The sequence below is a fragment of the Streptomonospora sp. PA3 genome, assembly GCF_009728995.1.
Lineage (GTDB): Bacteria > Actinomycetota > Actinomycetes > Streptosporangiales > Streptosporangiaceae > Streptomonospora.
In genome coordinates, this window is the sequence record NZ_VTZW01000009.1 from 795815 (window position 1) to 811242 (window position 15428).

The window sequence follows — 15428 nt, forward strand, 5'->3', positions numbered from 1 at the left end:
CCGCGGGCGGATGCCGCCCTCACCGCGCGCAACCGCTGGGCAGCCGGGTGGTCGGGGCCCCGGCGACCGACCGGCGGCAGAGTTGAATATGTCGGGAAAAGGGGTATGACCGGGTGCCAAGACCGTTCACCGCCCTCATCCGCCCCACGGGGAAGGGCGTCGCAACCACCGGGCCACCGGGTCGGAGGGGAAGGGGATAACTGGTGACGCCGCCATCGCGCGCAGAACTCGTCGCCTATCTCGTGCGCACCGGGATCGCCGGCCACGTCGACACGCCGCGGCAGAACAACCTGCGGCACTACCGGCGGCTGTGCCACAAGGACCCCTATTACCAGCTGGGGCTGACCTTCGAGCACGAGTGGCAGTTCGACGAGGTGCTCGCGCTGATGGCCAAGAGCTGCGGCGTCGTCGCCGACGAGGCCCACCAGTGGGGCATCGACACCATCGACCCCGACCGCACCGTCGAGGCCCTGGACGCGGTGGCCGACCGCCTGGCCCAGGCCGCGAGCCGCCGGGAGCGGGTCATGTTCGCCACCGGACACCCCAAGAGCCTCGCCGAGACCTACCGCACCTGGAAGTCGGCCCTGGAGGGCCGCGGGTGCGAGATCGTCACCGCGGCGGCCGGCTACTCCTACGAGGTCGCCACCGAGCACCCGCCCAACCGCCGGGTCCTGGTGTGGAAGGACGGCGTGGGATTCGTGATGGACGGGGGCAGCCCGCGGCACAGCCACCACCCTTTCGCCATGCGCGCCGCACTGCAGGCGCTGTCCGACGAGGAGCGGGAGTGGCCGCAGCTGGTCATCGCCGATCACGGGTTCGCCGGTGCGGCGGGTGAGGCGGGAGTGCCCACGATCGGGTTTGCGGATTGCAACGATCCAGCTTTGTTCCTGGCCGAATACGAGGGCAAGCTGCTGACCACGGTGCCGCTGGACGACGGCTACGCGCCCCCCGAGTACCGCCCTCTGGCCGCATACGTCCTGGCGAGGGCCGGGCTCGCCCCGGACGCCGCCTGAGCGCACGCGGTAATACCCATCCCCTAAACCTCACGCGACCCCCGACCCTCATGTAGCTGCAGAGACAGCAAAACCGACCTTTCAATGCCGTGAACCCGGATCTACCCTGAAATCGGACGTGCCAGCAGTTACCGAACGACACGCCGGCGCGGTGATGGGGTCGCCGCGGCGGATGGAAGAGGCAGGGACATCCACGCTCACGTCCGGAAGTGAGGGCGTCGGAAGATGAACGGGAGTAAGGCTCCTCTCGACGAGGTCCGGTTTCTGACCGTGGCGGAGGTCGCCTCGGTCATGCGAGTGTCCAAGATGACCGTCTACCGAATGGTCCATTCCGGTGCGCTCCCCGCTATCCGCGTGGGGCGCTCCTACCGGGTACCCGAACGCGCCGTGCAGGACTACCTCCGCGAGGCGTTCGTCGAAGCGGGTTAGCCGCGTCGTCACCCGTCGGGGGCGGTGTCACCCGCCCATCGCCCCGCGGGTGGGCGCGCGGTGCGGGCAGCGGCGGCCCCGGGCGCAACTGGGGTCGGGGTGACCGTGGCGGTGCAGGAGCGTCTACTACACTTCGTCGTTGATGCACCTGTCACCTTGCCACCTCCCCGTTTGAGGTTCCGCCGATGCCCTGGAAGACCCGTGCCCGGGTAGTCTCCGCAGCCGCGGCAGCGGCCCTGCTGGCGATCCTCACCGCCGGCTGCGCCGGGGGAGCGGCGTCCGAGACGTCGGGGTCGAGCGGCGACGCCCAGGAGGACCGCTACGTCGCCGGCGACGGCTCCAGCACCTCCTTCGCCCCCGGCGAGCGCACCGCCGCCCCCGAGGTCAGCGGCGAGACCCTCGGCGGCGACCCAGTCAGCCTGGCCGACTACCGCGGCGAGGTCCTGGTCCTGAACTTCTGGGCGAGCTGGTGCGGTCCCTGCCGTTCCGAGGTCCCCGTCCTCAACGAGGTCCACGCCGAGACGAAGGACTCCGGAGTCGCGTTCCTGGGCGTGAACATCAAGGACAACGCCGCCGCGGCCAAGGCCTTCGAGAAGAACCAGGACGTGGAGTACCCCAGCCTCTTCGACCAGCCCGGCAGGGTCCCCCAGGCCTTCCGTGAGACCGTGCCGCCGGCCGCCATCCCCAGCACCCTGGTCATCGACCGCAAGGGCCGTATCGCCGCCCGGGTGATCGGCGAGACCAGCTACAACGAGCTGAGCGGCCTGGTCGAGACCGTCGTCGAGGAAGGCGGGGCGGCCGCGGGCGGCGGCCCCGCCGGCACCGCGGACCCGGCATGATCGCCGAAACCGTCCAGCACGGCTCCCTGCTGCTGGCCGTCCCGCTGGCGCTGGCCGCGGGGCTGGTGTCGTTCCTGTCCCCGTGCGTGCTGCCGCTGGTGCCCGGCTACCTGTCCTACGTCACCGGGCTCAGCGGCGCCGACATCGCCGCCCGCCGCCGCGCCCGCGCCGCCGCCGCGGCGCCCGGCGGTGCGGCGAGCGCCCCGGCCCCGGCCGGAGCCGGCACCGTCGACGCCGAACTGCAGCGCCGCCGCGGCACCATGCTCGCCGGGAGCCTGCTGTTCATCGCCGGGTTCAGCGCCGTGTTCGTGTCCGTTGGCGTGTTCGTCGGCGGAGTCGGCGGCCTGCTGCTGGACTACGCCGAGCCCATCACCCGCGTCCTGGGCGTTGTGACCGTGGTCCTGGGCCTGATGTTCATGGGCGTGCTGCCGGGGCTCAACCGCGAGGTCCGCATCCACCGCATGCCCGACGCCGGCCTGCTCGGCGCGCCGCTGCTGGGCGTGGTCTTCGGGCTGGGGTGGACGCCCTGCATCGGGCCGACCCTGGCGGCGGTGCAGACGCTCGCCTTCACCGAGGGCAGCGCCGGGCGCGGCGCGCTGCTCTCGCTGGTCTACTGCCTGGGCCTGGGGCTGCCGTTCGTCGCGGCGTCCCTGCTCTACCGGCGCGCCCTGGGCGCCTTCGACCGGCTCAAGCGCCACTACCGCGCGATCACCGTCGCCGGCGGCGCGATGCTCGTGGCGGTGGGGCTCCTCCTGGCCACCGGCCTGTGGACCGACATCACCGCGCTCATGCAGCGGTGGGTGGCCGACTATTCGACGGTGATATAGCAGTGGCTTCCGACCAGACCTCAGCGACCGAGGCGGCCGCCGCCGAGCGCGGCCGCCCCGCCGACCCGCCTCCGCCCGCGCTGTCGGCGCTGGGTTGGGCGCGCTGGACCTGGCGCACCCTCACCTCGATGCGCACGGCGCTGATCCTGCTGTTCCTGCTGGCGGTGGGCGCGATCCCGGGTTCGATGCTGCCCCAGCGCGGGGTCAGCGTCGAGCAGGTGCGCAACTACTTCCTGGAGCACCCCGAGCTCGCGCCCTGGCTGGACCGCTTCTACCTCTTCGACGTCTACTCCTCGCCCTGGTACGCCGCGATCTACCTGCTGCTGTTCGTGTCGCTGACCGGCTGCGTGCTGCCGCGGGCGCTGGCGCACTACCGCGCGATGCGGGCCCGCCCGCCGCGCACCCCGCGCAACCTGGGCCGGCTGCCGTACTCGGCGACCTTCACCGCATCGGCCCCACCCGCGCGGGTGCTCGGCGAGGCCCGCACACTGCTGCGGCGCCACCGCACCGAGACCGAGACCGACGGCCGGACCGGCGCCGCGGCGCTCTCGGCCGAGACCGGCTACCTGCGCGAGACCGGCAACGTGCTGTTCCACCTGGCGCTGCTGGGCCTGCTCGCGGCGCTGGCCACCGGGTCGTTCCTGGGCTACCGCGGCAACATGCTCGTGGTCGAGGGCGACGGGTTCGCCAACGCCGTCACCTCCTACGACTCCTACTTCCCGGGCACGGCCGTGGACCCGGCCGACCTCCAGCCGTTCTCGTTCACCCTGGAGGAGTTCCAGGCGACCTACGTCGAGGAGGGCCGGCTCAGCGGTCAGGCCGCCTCCTTCTCGGCCGACCTCGCCTACCGGGCCTCGCCCGAGGCCCCCGAGCGCCGGCACACGCTGGAGGTCAACAAACCGCTGTCGGTGGGCGGCGCCCAGGTCTACCTCCTCGGCCACGGCTACGCGCCCGAGTTCCGGGTCGAGAACGCCCGGGGCGAGGTGGTGTTCGACCAGCCGGTGCCGTTCATCTCCCGCGAGGAGCGCACCTTCACCTCCGACGGCGTGGTCAAGGTGCCCGACGCGGGCGAGCAGCAGCTCGGCTTCACCGGGGTCTTCCTCCCCTCGGCCGCCGAGGGTCCGCAGGGCGACCTGGTCTCGGAGTTTCCCGCGCCCCGCGACCCGGTCGTGACGCTGACCGGCTACCGCGGCGACCTGGGCCTGGGCGACGGCTCCTCTCAGTCGGTATTCGAACTGCAGACCGAGGACATGACCGGCCTGGGGGAGTCGCCCGAGCTGCGGCCCGGCGAGTCCTGGAAGCTGCCCGACGGCGCCGGGACGATCACGTTCACCGGTTACCGCGACTACATCAGCATGCAGGTCAACAGCAACCCCGCGCGCGTTCCGGCGCTGGCGGCGGCGTCGGCGGCCGTGCTCGGCCTGCTGGCGACGCTGTTCGTGCGGCCGCGCCGGGTGTGGGTGCGGGCGACCCCACGCCCGGACGGGCGCACCGCCGTCGAGGTGGCGGGCCTGGGCAAGAGCGAGAACGCGGCGCTGACGGCGGACTTCCACCGCTTCGCCACCTCGCTGAGAGACCGACTGCGGGACGGCCCCGCGACCGAAACAGGCACGAAGGAGTAGCCGGTGATGCACACGCTCGCCGCAGACACGGCGCTGGACGGCCGGATGTCCTCGATCAGCGACGGACTGATCATCGCGATGATCGTGGTCTATGCGGTCGCGCTGTTCCTCTTCGCCATCGAGGCCGCCTACGGGCGCCGGCGGCGGTTGCGGGCCAACAGGCTCATGCCCGCGGCCGCCGGCGCCGGGACCGTCGACGCGCCGAGCGCCTCGGCAGCCGATGCGGCGGGCGCGACGGTCGGCGGCTACGCGCCGCCGCCGGAAGTCCGAGCGGGCGGGGTCGACCTCGACGCCCCCGGGCCGGATGCGATGGCGGTCAGCGTGCGCCGCGAGGAGCCCGAGGCCAGCGCGGCCCAGCACGCGGTGGGCCGGGTGGCCCTGGTCGTGACCGCACTGGGCTTCCTGCTCAACGCCGCGCAGATCACCACCCGCGGGCTGGCCGCCGACCGGTGGCCGTGGGGCAACATGTTCGAGTTCGTGGTGGGGATCTGCCTGTGCAGCGTGGGGGCGTTCCTCTTCGCGGCACTGCGCTACCAGGCCCGCTTCCTGGGCACCTTCGTGCTGGTCCCGGTGGTGCTGCTGCTGGGGATCGCCGCGCGGTGGCTCTACAGCGAGGCCGGCCCGGTGATCCCGGCCCTGCACTCCTACTGGATCGCGATCCACGTCTCGGCCGCCATCATCGCCACCGGCGGGTTCATGGTCGCGGGCGCGGCCGCGGTGGCCTATCTGCTGGCGCGCCGCACCGAGCTCCAGCGGGCGGCGGGCCAGCGGGTCGCGGGCGTCGCCGCCAAGCTGCCCGCCTCCGAACTGCTGGACCGCGTCTCGCACCGCTTCATCGTGCTGGCGTTCCCGCTGTGGACGTTCGCGATCATCGCCGGGGCGATCTGGGCCGACGAGGCATGGGGGCGCTTCTGGGGGTGGGACCCCAAGGAGGTGTGGTCGTTCATCACCTGGGTCCTCTACGCCGCCTACCTGCATGCCCGTGCCACCGCCGGCTGGCGCGGCTCCAAGGCCACCTGGATCGGGCTGGCCGGGTTCACCTGCCTGCTGTTCAACTTCTTCGCGGTGAACTTCATCTTCAGCGGACTGCACAGCTATGCCTGAGCCGCCTGCACGGCCCGCATGGCCCGTGCGCGGGGCGCGTCTACGTCCTGTTTAAGAGATCGGCCACCACAGGAGGTTGCGGCAATGGGTGCGTCTCGCGAAGCGCGGACGCAGCTTGCCGCCGAGCGCACGCAGTTCTCCCCAGGTGGAACCGCACCACCGGTGGCGGGCCTCCGGCACAAACGTGCACCGTGCGCTCGGCGGCAAGCCGGCGCACAGCGCTTCGCGCATCACAGCCCCATTGCCGCAACCTCCTGTGGTGGCGGGTTCCCTGCGGTTCCCGGTGGGTTCCTGGCAAGCGGTGTCCCCGCCGTTCTTGAACGTGCCTAGGCGCCGCGCACACCCGCGGGGAAACCGGCGCGACCGAGCGACGAGGGAAGGCGGCGCCTCAAAGCACCCTGGAGGCCCGCGGAAAGTAGGCACAGAACGCACAGAGCGTGCGGCGCGCCCGGTCGGGGCGCCGCACGCTCTGTGCGGGTGTGCGCGCTAGTCCTCGGGGTTGATGCGCCGGTTCAGCTTGCGCAGGAACTCCGGGTCGTCGTCGGGACCGAGCGGCGTGTCGCGGTCGGACTCCTGCTGGAAATCCGCGGGATCGAGGCGGTCCAGCGACGAGGTCTGGGCGGTCGGCGCCTCGGGTTCGGGGACGGCCGTCTCCCGAGGGCGGCCGAGGAAGAGCCAGAGCAGTGGGCCGACCGGCGTGAACAGCACGATGACGGCCAGCCAGAGGATCTTGGGCAGATTGCGTACTTCAGCGGCGGGGCAGGTGAGCGCGTCGAAGAACGCGTACACCCACAGCACGATCGTGAGTAGCGTGATAAGGCCAGCGAGCCACACCATGGTTTCAGCCTATCCGGGATCGTCCGCGCACGCGCAGTCGACGAGGGAGCCCGGCCACGGGGGGAGCGGGCCACCGAGACGGCTCCGACGCGATAGGCGGTGGGTGGGCGGCGTTCAGTGTGTGGACTCGGTCGGCTCTCCGTGCAGGAGTGCGCGTACCTCGGACTCTCGGAACCGGCGGTGGCCGCCGGGGGTGCGGATGCTGCTGATCCGCCCCGACGCCGCCCACCGCGTCACGGTCTTCGGGTCGACTCGGAAGAGGGAGGCAACCTCTCCAGGGGTCAGCAAGCGTTCGCTTCCTCTTTCCACCTTCACAATCCCCCTTCGGGCCCGCCAGTCGACTTGGGGGGAGGCGGGCGTTTGATCCCCTAGTGTGCATGAGTTAGCCAGTTTCATCCCTAGTTTTCGTAAAAACAGGGAGGAACTGGGGGTGAGCACGCGATATGTGACCGGAACGTAACCTCCAATTCGGAAGGCCGGATCACATCGATCCCATGACCGGTGCAATCCGGCGATCCGCGGCTGCGACGCCTGCCGCCCCGGGGGTGCGGCAGGACACCGGCGAACGGCCCGTACCCTGGCATTGAGCCGGGCCGCAGGGTCTGCGGCGCCCCTGTCGCGGGTGCGCCGCGCTCCGGCCGCCCTCGCCCAGACCTCAATCTATTGCCGAATCATCCGTTGTGAGGCGGTTTTCATGCGTAGCGTCCTCGCTTATACCGCGGCACGCCTGCTGCTGTTCGCGGTGACCTTCGCTCTCCTCTACCTGCTGGGCGCCCGCGGGCTCCTCGCCGCCGCCATGGCGGTGCTGATCAGCGGCCTGGTGAGCTACGTGCTGCTCGCCCGCCAGCGCGACATGATGTCCCGCTCCATCGCCCACGGGATCGACCGGCTCCGCGGAATCGGTACCCGCCTGGAGGCCGGGGCGGCCAAGGAGGACGACGTGCAGGACGCCGAGGCCGCCGGTGCGGAGGCTCCGGCCGGGCCCGGCGCCGAGCGGCACGAGGCCGCATCGCCCGCGGACGCCGAGCGGCCCGCGCAGGACACCGAGGACGATGCCGGGCAGGACGCCCGGCCCGGCGGCACCCCGCAGCAGGCCCGCTGAGCCCTGGAGGCGGCGCGCGTGCGCGCGTGCCCGCGCGCTCCGCGCTAGCCCTAAGGTGGAGGCATGACCCGCGCTGAGCTCGACAAGCGGCCCGCCGACGTCGCGAGCATGTTCGACGGCATCGCCGACCGCTACGACCTCGTCAACGACGTCATCTCCCTGGGACAGGACCGGGCCTGGCGGCGCGCCACCGTGCAGGCCGTCGACGCCTACAGCGGCGAACTGGTGCTCGACCTGGCCGCGGGGACCGGCACGTCCTCGGAGTCCTTCACCACGAAGGGCGCGCGGGTCATCGCCTGCGACTTCTCCCAGGGAATGCTGCGGGTCGGCGCCCGCCGCCGCGGCGGAGCCTCGCGGCGCGGGGTCACCTTCGTGGCCGGCGACGCGCTCGCCCTGCCGTTCGCCGACCAGACCTTCGACGCGGTGACCGTGTCCTTCGGGCTGCGCAACACCAACGACTGCGACCAGGCGCTGCGCGAGCTCCACCGCGTGACCAAGGTCGGCGGCCGCCTGGTGGTGTGCGAGTTCAGCCACATCCCCGTCGGCGCCGTGGACCGCCTGTACGGCACCTATCTGATGGGCGCCCTGCCCCGGATCGCGCGGCTGGTGACCGACAACACCGCCCCCTACGAGTACCTCTCGGAGTCCATCATGGACTGGCCCGACCAGCGCGCCCTGGCCGGGCGGCTGCGCGCGGCCGGCTGGGAGTCGGTGGCCTGGCGCAACCTCAGCTTCGGTGTGGTGGCCCTGCACCGCGGGTACCGCCGCAGCTGACCCTCCCGCCCCACACGCATCAAGCGCCGCGAATGCTCCATTCGCGGCGCTTTTTCGCGTTTCGGAGAACCGGGACGAATGGCTACAAAGCGGACGAAGGTATGCCTTACTTCTCCTGGTAACAGGCTGAACGCCGCTTTTGTCGGCGAAAGCGGCGAAACAAGATGAATGCACCCTGGGGGTCGCCCCAGCAGCACGAAAGGTCTAGACTCTGGATCGCACGGGGTTTGTGAAGCCCTTCACAAGCCTACGAGTCGTACATAACACCCCTGACCAGCCACAAGTCAGCCGCACAAGCGCCAACGGCGCACCCCCGAGGCGCACACACCCGCGCCATGCAAGCCAAGGACCACTCGTGAGCGAGACAGCACCCGCCCTCCTGTCCGTCCGGGACCGGCCTGAGGAGGAAGCCGACGTCATCATCGTCGGAGCCGGGCCGGCCGGATCCACGGCCGCCTATTACCTCGCGCAGGCCGGGGTCGACGTCCTCCTGCTGGAGAAGACGGCGTTCCCGCGCGAGAAGGTGTGCGGCGACGGCCTGACCCCCCGCGCGGTCAAGCAGCTCGCCGCGATGGGCGTCTCGCTGGAGGACAAGGGCTGGATCCGCAACCACGGGCTGCGGATCATCGGCGGCGGGGTGCGCATCGAGCTGCCCTGGCCCGAGCTGGCGGAGTACCCCGGATTCGGCCTCGTGCGCACCCGCGAGGACTTCGACCAGATCCTGGCCGACCGCGCGGTCGCGGCGGGCGCCCGGCTGCTGCAGCGCACCAACGTCACCGGCCCGGTCGTCGACCCCCGCAGCAACCGCATCGTCGGCGTCACCGCCAAGAACCCCGACCGCGAGCCCGTCACCTACCGCGCGCCCCTGGTGGTCGCCGCCGACGGCAACTCCTCGCGGCTGTCGGTGGCCATGGGCATCCGCAAGCGCGACGACCGGCCCATGGGCGTGGCCGTGCGCACCTACTTCACCAGCCCGCGCCACGACGACGACTACCTGGAGTCCTGGCTGGAGCTGTGGGACAGCAGCGAGGGACGGGACATCCTGCTGCCCGGCTACGGCTGGGTCTTCGGCGTCGGCGACGGCACCAGCAACGTGGGCCTGGGCATCCTCAACTCCACCTCCTCCTTCCAGGACGTGGACTACCGCTCGCTGCTGCGGCGCTGGACCTCCAGCATGCCCGCCGAGTGGGGGTTCACCGAGGACAACCAGCAGGGCAAGATCCGCGGCGCCGCGCTGCCCATGGGGTTCAACCGCGTGCCCCACTACTCCCGCGGCCTGATGCTGGTGGGCGACGCCGGCGGCATGATCAACCCGTTCAACGGCGAGGGCATCGCCTATGCGATGGAAGCCGGCCGCATCGCCGCCGACGTGATCGCCCAGGCGCACTCCCGCCCCACCCAGCAGACCCGCGAGCGCACGCTGCTGCGCTACCCGCAGATCCTGCGCGAAACCTACGGCGGCTACTACACGCTGGGCCGCTACTTCGTGAAGATGATCGGCAATCCGGAGCTGATGAAGTACGCGACCAAGTACGGACTGCCGCAGCGCACCCTCATGCAGTTCGCGCTGAAGATGCTCGCGAACCTGACCGAGCCCAGCCGCGGCGACGCGATGGACCGTGTGATCAACGGCCTGTCCAAGATGGCGCCGGCGGCCTGAGGCGAAAGGCAGACACATGCACACCGTTCAGCCACCGCACGATCGCTCGCGCTCGTACGTGAACGCATTCACAAGCGTGCCCGCCGCGCCCCGGCAGGGGGCGCGGGCGCAGGCGCGCGCCGGCCACGAGGGGAACGCCTAGCAATGGAGCTCTACGCACCCGTCTTCGTCCTCGCAGCCATCGGCGCCGCGTTCGTCGGGGTTTCGATGGTCGTCGGCTCCATCGCCGGTCCCAAGCGCTACAACCGGGCCAAGCTGCAGTCCTACGAATGCGGCATCGAGCCCACGCCCCAGCCCGCCGGCGGCGGACGCTTCACGATCAAGTACTACCTGACCGCGATGCTGTTCATCGTCTTCGACATCGAGATCATCTTCCTCTACCCGTGGGCCGTCCACTTCGACGAACTCGGTGTCTTCGGCCTGATCGCGATGGTGCTGTTCCTGGTGAACGTGTCGATCGCCTACGCCTACGAATGGCGCCGCGGCGGACTGGAGTGGGAGTGACCGCCCCGGCGCGCCGGCCCGGCGCCCAGGCACCGACCAACCGCACAACCACGGACGGCACCACGGACCAGAAAGGGGGTTCGCCGGATGGGGCTTGAGGAGAAACTGCCCAGCGGCATCATGCTGACGACGGTCGAGCAGATCGCCGGCCTGGTCCGCAAGAGCTCGATGTGGCCGGCCACGTTCGGGCTGGCCTGCTGCGCCATCGAGATGATGTCGGCGGGCGGACCGCACTACGACATCGCCAGGTACGGCATGGAGAAGTTCGGCGCAACGCCGCGCCAGGCCGACCTGATGATCGTGGCGGGCCGGGTCAGCCAGAAGATGGCCCCCGTCCTGCGCCAGATCTACGACCAGATGCCCGAGCCCAAGTGGGTCATCGCCATGGGCGTGTGCGCCTCCAGCGGCGGAATGTTCAACAACTACGCCATCGTGCAGGGCGTCGACCACATCGTGCCCGTCGACATGTACCTGCCCGGCTGCCCGCCCCGCCCCGAGATGCTCTTCGACGCGGTGCTCAAGCTGCACGACAAGGTGCAGAACGAGAAGCTCGGCGCGCACCGCAAGCGCGAGATCGAGGAAGAGGAGGAGCGCCGGCTGCGCCGCGAGCTCCCGCTGCTGGACCCGAGCGAGGTGGCGAGCCGGTGAGTCTCAACGGCAACGGCGGCCAGGGCCACGACGTGGAGCGCCGCGAGGAGGAGGCCGACCTCCCGGCACGCGCCGGCGAGGAGCGGCTCAACGCGCCCGTCGCCCGCACCGGGATGTTCGGCGCCAAGACCACCGGCGACACCTCCGGCTACGGCCGGCTGCTGGTGCGCAAGACGCCGCGCGCGTCGTCCAAGCGGCCCTTCACCGACCCCGACGACCCCCGCACGGCGTCCTTCGACGGGGTCGCCGACGCACTGGAGCGCGCTCTGGGCCGCGACGGCGCGCCCGGAACCCGGGCGGTCGAGCGGGTCGTGGTCGACCGCGGCGAGATCACCTTCCACGTGCGCCGCGAGCACCTGCGCGAGGTGGCCCGGATGCTGCGCGACGACCCCGACCTGCGCTTCGAGCTGTGCACGGGCGTCAGCGGCGTGCACTACCCCGACGACACCGGGCGCGAGCTGCACGCCGTCTACCACCTGCGCTCGCTCACCCACAACAACGAGATCCGGGTCGAGACCGCCTGCCCCGACGCCGACCCCCACATCCCCTCGGTCGTCTCGGTCTATCCCGCCAACGACTGGCACGAGCGCGAGGCCTGGGACTTCTTCGGGATCGTGTTCGACGGGCACCCCTCGCTGACCCGCATCGAGATGCCCGACGACTGGCACGGGCACCCCCAGCGCAAGGACTACCCGCTCGGCGGGATCCCCGTCGAATACCGCGGTGCCACCATCCCGCCGCCGGACGAGCGGAGGTCATACCAATGACGAACGTCACAGAGGACTACATCGACGCCTCGGGCGGCGACTGGGACGAGGTCATCGCCAAGGCGCAGAGCAGCGGCGCCGAGCGCCTCGTGGTCAACATGGGCCCGCAGCACCCCTCCACCCACGGCGTGCTCCGGCTCATCCTCACCCTCGACGGCGAGACCTGCACCGAGGCGCGGGTGGGCATCGGCTACCTGCACACCGGCATCGAGAAGAACATGGAGTTCCGGACGTGGACGCAGGGCACCACGTTCGTGACCCGCATGGACTACCTCACGCCGATCTTCAACGAGGTGGCCTACTGCCTGGCGGTGGAGCGGCTGCTGGACATCACCGACCGCATCCCCGAGCGGGCCAACGTCATCCGGGTGCTGATGATGGAGCTCAACCGGATGTCCTCGCACTTCGTGGCGATGGCGACGTTCGGCATGGAGCTCGGCGCCACGACCGTCATGACCAGCGGGTTCCGCGAGCGGGAGATGGTGCTCGACATCTTCGAGCTGATCACCGGCCTGCGGATGAACCACGCCTACATCCGCCCCGGCGGCGTGGCCCAGGACCTGCCCGACGGCGCGGTCGAGAAGATCCGCGAGCTGCTCAAGGAGATGCCCAAGCGCATCACCCAGATGCGCAAGCTGCTCGACGCCAGCCCGCTCTACCTGGCCCGCACCCGCGACGTGGCCCACCTGGACCTGGCCGGGTGCATGGCGCTGGGCGTCACCGGCCCCATGCTGCGCGCCTCGGGGCTGGCCTGGGACCTGCGCAAGGCCAAGCCCTACTGCGGCTATGAGAACTACGAGTTCGACATCCCCGTCTCCGACGGCGGCGACGTCTACGCCCGCTACCGGGTGCGCATGGCCGAACTGGAGCAGAGCCTGCGCATCGTCGAGCAGTGCCTGGACCGGCTCCGCCCCGGCCCGATCATGGTCGACGACGCCAAGATCGGCTGGCCCGCCCGCCTGGAGCTGGGCGGCGACGGCCTGGGCAACTCGCCCGAGCACATCGCCCACATCATGGGCGGCTCCATGGAAGCGCTGATCCACCACTTCAAGCTGGTCACCGAGGGGTTCCGGGTGCCGGCCGGGCAGGCCTACGCCGCGGTGGAGAGCGCCAAGGGAGAGCTCGGCTGCCACGCCGTCAGCGACGGCGGCACCCGCCCCTACCGCGTGCACTTCCGCGACCCCTCGTTCAACCACCTGCAGTCGGTCGCGGCCATGTGCGAAGGCGGCACCGTGGCCGACGTCATCGCCGCGGTGGCCAGTATCGACCCCGTGATGGGAGGGGTGGACAGGTGAGCAGCACCTTTACCGAAGAGGTCCGCGCGCGGCTGGAGGTCGACGCCAAGGACATCATCGCCCGCTACCCGCGCGAGCGCTCGGCCCTGCTGCCGCTGCTGCACCTGGTGCAGGCCGAGGAGGGCTACGTCTCCACGGCCGGCATCCGGTTCTGCGCCGAGCAGCTGGGCCTGACCACCGCCGAGGTCACCGCCGTGGCCACCTTCTACACCATGTACAAGCGTCGGCCCACCGGCGAGTACCACGTCGGAGTCTGCACCAACACGCTGTGCGCGGTCATGGGCGGCGACGAGATCCTCAGTGCCCTCAAGGAGCACCTGGGCGTGGGCAACGACGAGGCCACCGAGGACGGCCGGGTCTCCGTCGAGCACGTCGAGTGCAACGCCGCCTGCGACTTCGCGCCGGTGGTGATGGTCAACTGGGAGTTCTTCGACAACCAGACCCCCGAGTCCGCCAAGCGGCTGGTCGACGACCTGCGCCTGGGCAACGACGTGCGCCCCACCCGCGGCCCCGAGCGGCTGTGCACCTGGAAGGAGGCCAGCCGCCTGCTCGCCGGGTTCTCCGACGGGCGCGCCGGCGAGGGCACCCAGGCCGGCGAGCCCTCCCTGCAGGGCCTGCGGCTCGCCCGCGAGCGAGGCTGGGTCGCGCCGCGACCCGGTGCCGCGGCGACCGAGGCCGCCGGCGACGAAGGGAGCGCGAAGTGACCACCCTGACCCCGGTCCTGTCGGACAACTGGGACCGCCCCGACTCCTTCACCCTCCAGGCCTACCGCGACGGCGGCGGCTACGAGGCGCTGCGCACCGCGCTGACCATGGAGCCCGACACGATCGTGGACCTGGTCAAGGCCTCGGGCCTGCGCGGCCGCGGCGGCGCCGGGTTCCCCACCGGGATGAAGTGGGGCTTCCTGCCCAAGGACAACCCCAACCCGCGCTACCTCGTCGTCAACGCCGACGAGTCCGAGCCCGGCACGTGCAAGGACGTGCCGCTGATGCTGGCCAACCCGCACGTCCTCATCGAGGGCGTGGCCATCTCGGCCTACGCCATCCGCAGCTCCCAGGCGTTCATCTACGTCCGCGGCGAGGTGCTGCACGTCATCCGCCGCCTCAAGCAGGCCGTCGAGGAGGCCCGCGAGGCCAACCTGATCGGCCCCGACGTGCTGGGCAGCGGCTTCGACCTGGACGTGGTGGTCCACGCCGGCGCCGGCGCCTACATCTGCGGCGAGGAGACCGCCCTGCTGGACTCCCTGGAGGGCTACCGCGGCCAGCCCCGGCTCAAGCCGCCGTTCCCGGCGGTGGCCGGGCTGTACGCCTCGCCCACCGTCGTCAACAACGTCGAGTCCATCGCCAGCGTCCCCAGCATCCTGCGCAACGGCGCCGAGTGGTTCACCTCCATGGGCACCGAGAAGTCCGCCGGGTTCGGCTTCTTCTCGCTGTCGGGCCACGTACGCCGGCCCGGCCAGTACGAGGCGCCGCTGGGCATCACGCTGCGCGAACTGCTGGACATGGCCGGCGGCATCCGCGAAGGCCACCGGCTGAAGTTCTGGACCCCCGGCGGCTCCTCCACCCCGATCTTCACCGACGAGCACCTGGACACCCCGCTGGACTTCGAGTCCGTCGGCGCCGCCGGGTCCATGCTGGGCACCCGCGCGCTGCAGATCTTCGACGAGACCACCTGCGTGGTCCGCGCCGTCGGCCGCTGGATCGAGTTCTACGCCCACGAGTCCTGCGGCAAGTGCACCCCCTGCCGCGAAGGCAACTACTGGATGGTGCAGGTGCTCGACCGCCTCGAACACGGCGAGGGCACCGAAGCCGACCTGGAGAAGCTGCTGGACATCTGCGACAACCTGCTGGGCCGCTCCTTCTGCGCGCTCGGCGACGGCGCGGCCAGCCCGGTGATGTCCTCCATCAAGTACTTCCGCCAGGAGTACATCGACCACGTGACCCAGGGCGGCTGCCCGTTCGACCACCGCAAGTCGACGGTGTGGGGAGGCACGGCATGACCACGGCG

The 15428-nt window shown here is 71.0% G+C and carries 17 protein-coding genes; 15 read left to right on the plus strand and 2 right to left on the minus strand.

Annotated elements, in window-relative coordinates; translation table 11 throughout:
* Positions 1 to 203 precede the first annotated feature (203 nt).
* The 6 genes from FZ103_RS11935 to ccsB all read left to right on the plus strand — a co-directional run bounded on the left by FZ103_RS11935 (position 204) and on the right by ccsB (position 5834).
* Entirely contained in the window at positions 204 to 1013 is an 810-nt protein-coding gene (locus FZ103_RS11935) for a phosphatase (protein WP_186356149.1), read from the plus strand.
* Between the two features lie 225 nt (positions 1014 to 1238).
* On the plus strand, positions 1239 to 1442 hold the full coding sequence (locus FZ103_RS11940; protein ID WP_156000746.1) for a helix-turn-helix domain-containing protein: 204 nt from the start codon (positions 1239 to 1241) through the stop codon (positions 1440 to 1442).
* A 185-nt stretch (positions 1443 to 1627) separates the two neighbouring features.
* The gene (locus tag FZ103_RS11945; RefSeq protein WP_156000748.1) at positions 1628 to 2281 is read left to right on the plus strand and encodes a TlpA disulfide reductase family protein; all 654 of its coding nucleotides are present in this window, start codon (positions 1628 to 1630) and stop codon (positions 2279 to 2281) included.
* Positions 2278 to 3108 (plus strand): cytochrome c biogenesis CcdA family protein, encoded by an 831-nt coding sequence (locus FZ103_RS11950; protein ID WP_156000750.1) that lies wholly within the window; start codon positions 2278 to 2280, stop codon positions 3106 to 3108. The genes FZ103_RS11945 and FZ103_RS11950 overlap by 4 nt, the downstream gene beginning before the upstream one ends.
* On the plus strand, positions 3105 to 4730 hold the full coding sequence (locus FZ103_RS11955; protein WP_394350100.1) for a cytochrome c biogenesis protein ResB: 1626 nt from the start codon (positions 3105 to 3107) through the stop codon (positions 4728 to 4730). Before FZ103_RS11950 ends, FZ103_RS11955 begins: the two co-directional genes overlap by 4 nt.
* Positions 4731 to 4733: 3 nt before the next feature.
* A complete protein-coding gene (ccsB, locus tag FZ103_RS11960) occupies positions 4734 to 5834 on the plus strand; it encodes a c-type cytochrome biogenesis protein CcsB (RefSeq protein WP_186356150.1) in 1101 nt (366 codons plus the stop codon).
* A 486-nt stretch (positions 5835 to 6320) separates the two neighbouring features.
* On the opposite strand, the gene FZ103_RS11965 is transcribed toward ccsB, so the two are convergent.
* Both FZ103_RS11965 and FZ103_RS11970 read right to left on the minus strand, forming a co-directional pair.
* Complete coding sequence (locus tag FZ103_RS11965; protein WP_156000752.1) at positions 6321 to 6671, minus strand: PLD nuclease N-terminal domain-containing protein; 351 nt, start codon at positions 6669 to 6671, stop codon at positions 6321 to 6323.
* A 114-nt stretch (positions 6672 to 6785) separates the two neighbouring features.
* A complete protein-coding gene (locus tag FZ103_RS11970; protein WP_186356151.1) occupies positions 6786 to 6986 on the minus strand; it encodes a BldC family transcriptional regulator in 201 nt (66 codons plus the stop codon).
* Positions 6987 to 7365: 379 nt separating this feature from the next.
* Between FZ103_RS11970 and FZ103_RS11975 the strand changes: the two genes are divergently transcribed.
* From FZ103_RS11975 to nuoF, 9 genes are all read left to right on the plus strand, one after another.
* The gene (locus FZ103_RS11975; protein ID WP_156000756.1) at positions 7366 to 7773 is read left to right on the plus strand and encodes a DUF4229 domain-containing protein; all 408 of its coding nucleotides are present in this window, start codon (positions 7366 to 7368) and stop codon (positions 7771 to 7773) included.
* A gap of 63 nt (positions 7774 to 7836) precedes the next feature.
* Positions 7837 to 8547: a demethylmenaquinone methyltransferase gene (locus tag FZ103_RS11980; RefSeq protein ID WP_156000758.1), complete on the plus strand. Its 711-nt coding sequence runs from the start codon at positions 7837 to 7839 to the stop codon at positions 8545 to 8547.
* A gap of 355 nt (positions 8548 to 8902) precedes the next feature.
* Positions 8903 to 10207, plus strand: a complete 1305-nt coding sequence (locus tag FZ103_RS11985; RefSeq protein WP_186356152.1) for a geranylgeranyl reductase family protein — start codon at positions 8903 to 8905, stop codon at positions 10205 to 10207.
* A 144-nt stretch (positions 10208 to 10351) separates the two neighbouring features.
* The gene (locus FZ103_RS11990) at positions 10352 to 10711 is read left to right on the plus strand and encodes an NADH-quinone oxidoreductase subunit A (RefSeq protein ID WP_156000760.1); all 360 of its coding nucleotides are present in this window, start codon (positions 10352 to 10354) and stop codon (positions 10709 to 10711) included.
* Between the two features lie 87 nt (positions 10712 to 10798).
* A complete protein-coding gene (locus tag FZ103_RS11995; protein ID WP_156000762.1) occupies positions 10799 to 11359 on the plus strand; it encodes an NADH-quinone oxidoreductase subunit B family protein in 561 nt (186 codons plus the stop codon).
* Positions 11356 to 12126: an NADH-quinone oxidoreductase subunit C gene (locus FZ103_RS12000; RefSeq protein WP_186356153.1), complete on the plus strand. Its 771-nt coding sequence runs from the start codon at positions 11356 to 11358 to the stop codon at positions 12124 to 12126. The genes FZ103_RS11995 and FZ103_RS12000 overlap by 4 nt, the downstream gene beginning before the upstream one ends.
* Positions 12123 to 13421 carry an NADH-quinone oxidoreductase subunit D gene (locus tag FZ103_RS12005; RefSeq protein ID WP_156000764.1) on the plus strand — a complete coding sequence of 433 codons (1299 nt, stop codon included), beginning with the start codon at positions 12123 to 12125 and terminating at the stop codon, positions 13419 to 13421. The genes FZ103_RS12000 and FZ103_RS12005 overlap by 4 nt, the downstream gene beginning before the upstream one ends.
* Positions 13418 to 14125, plus strand: coding sequence for an NADH-quinone oxidoreductase subunit NuoE (nuoE, locus tag FZ103_RS12010; protein WP_186356154.1), 708 nt, complete (start codon positions 13418 to 13420; stop codon positions 14123 to 14125). Before FZ103_RS12005 ends, nuoE begins: the two co-directional genes overlap by 4 nt.
* Entirely contained in the window at positions 14122 to 15420 is a 1299-nt protein-coding gene (gene nuoF / locus FZ103_RS12015) for an NADH-quinone oxidoreductase subunit NuoF (protein WP_186356155.1), read from the plus strand. Before nuoE ends, nuoF begins: the two co-directional genes overlap by 4 nt.
* Positions 15421 to 15428: the final 8 nt, after the last annotated feature.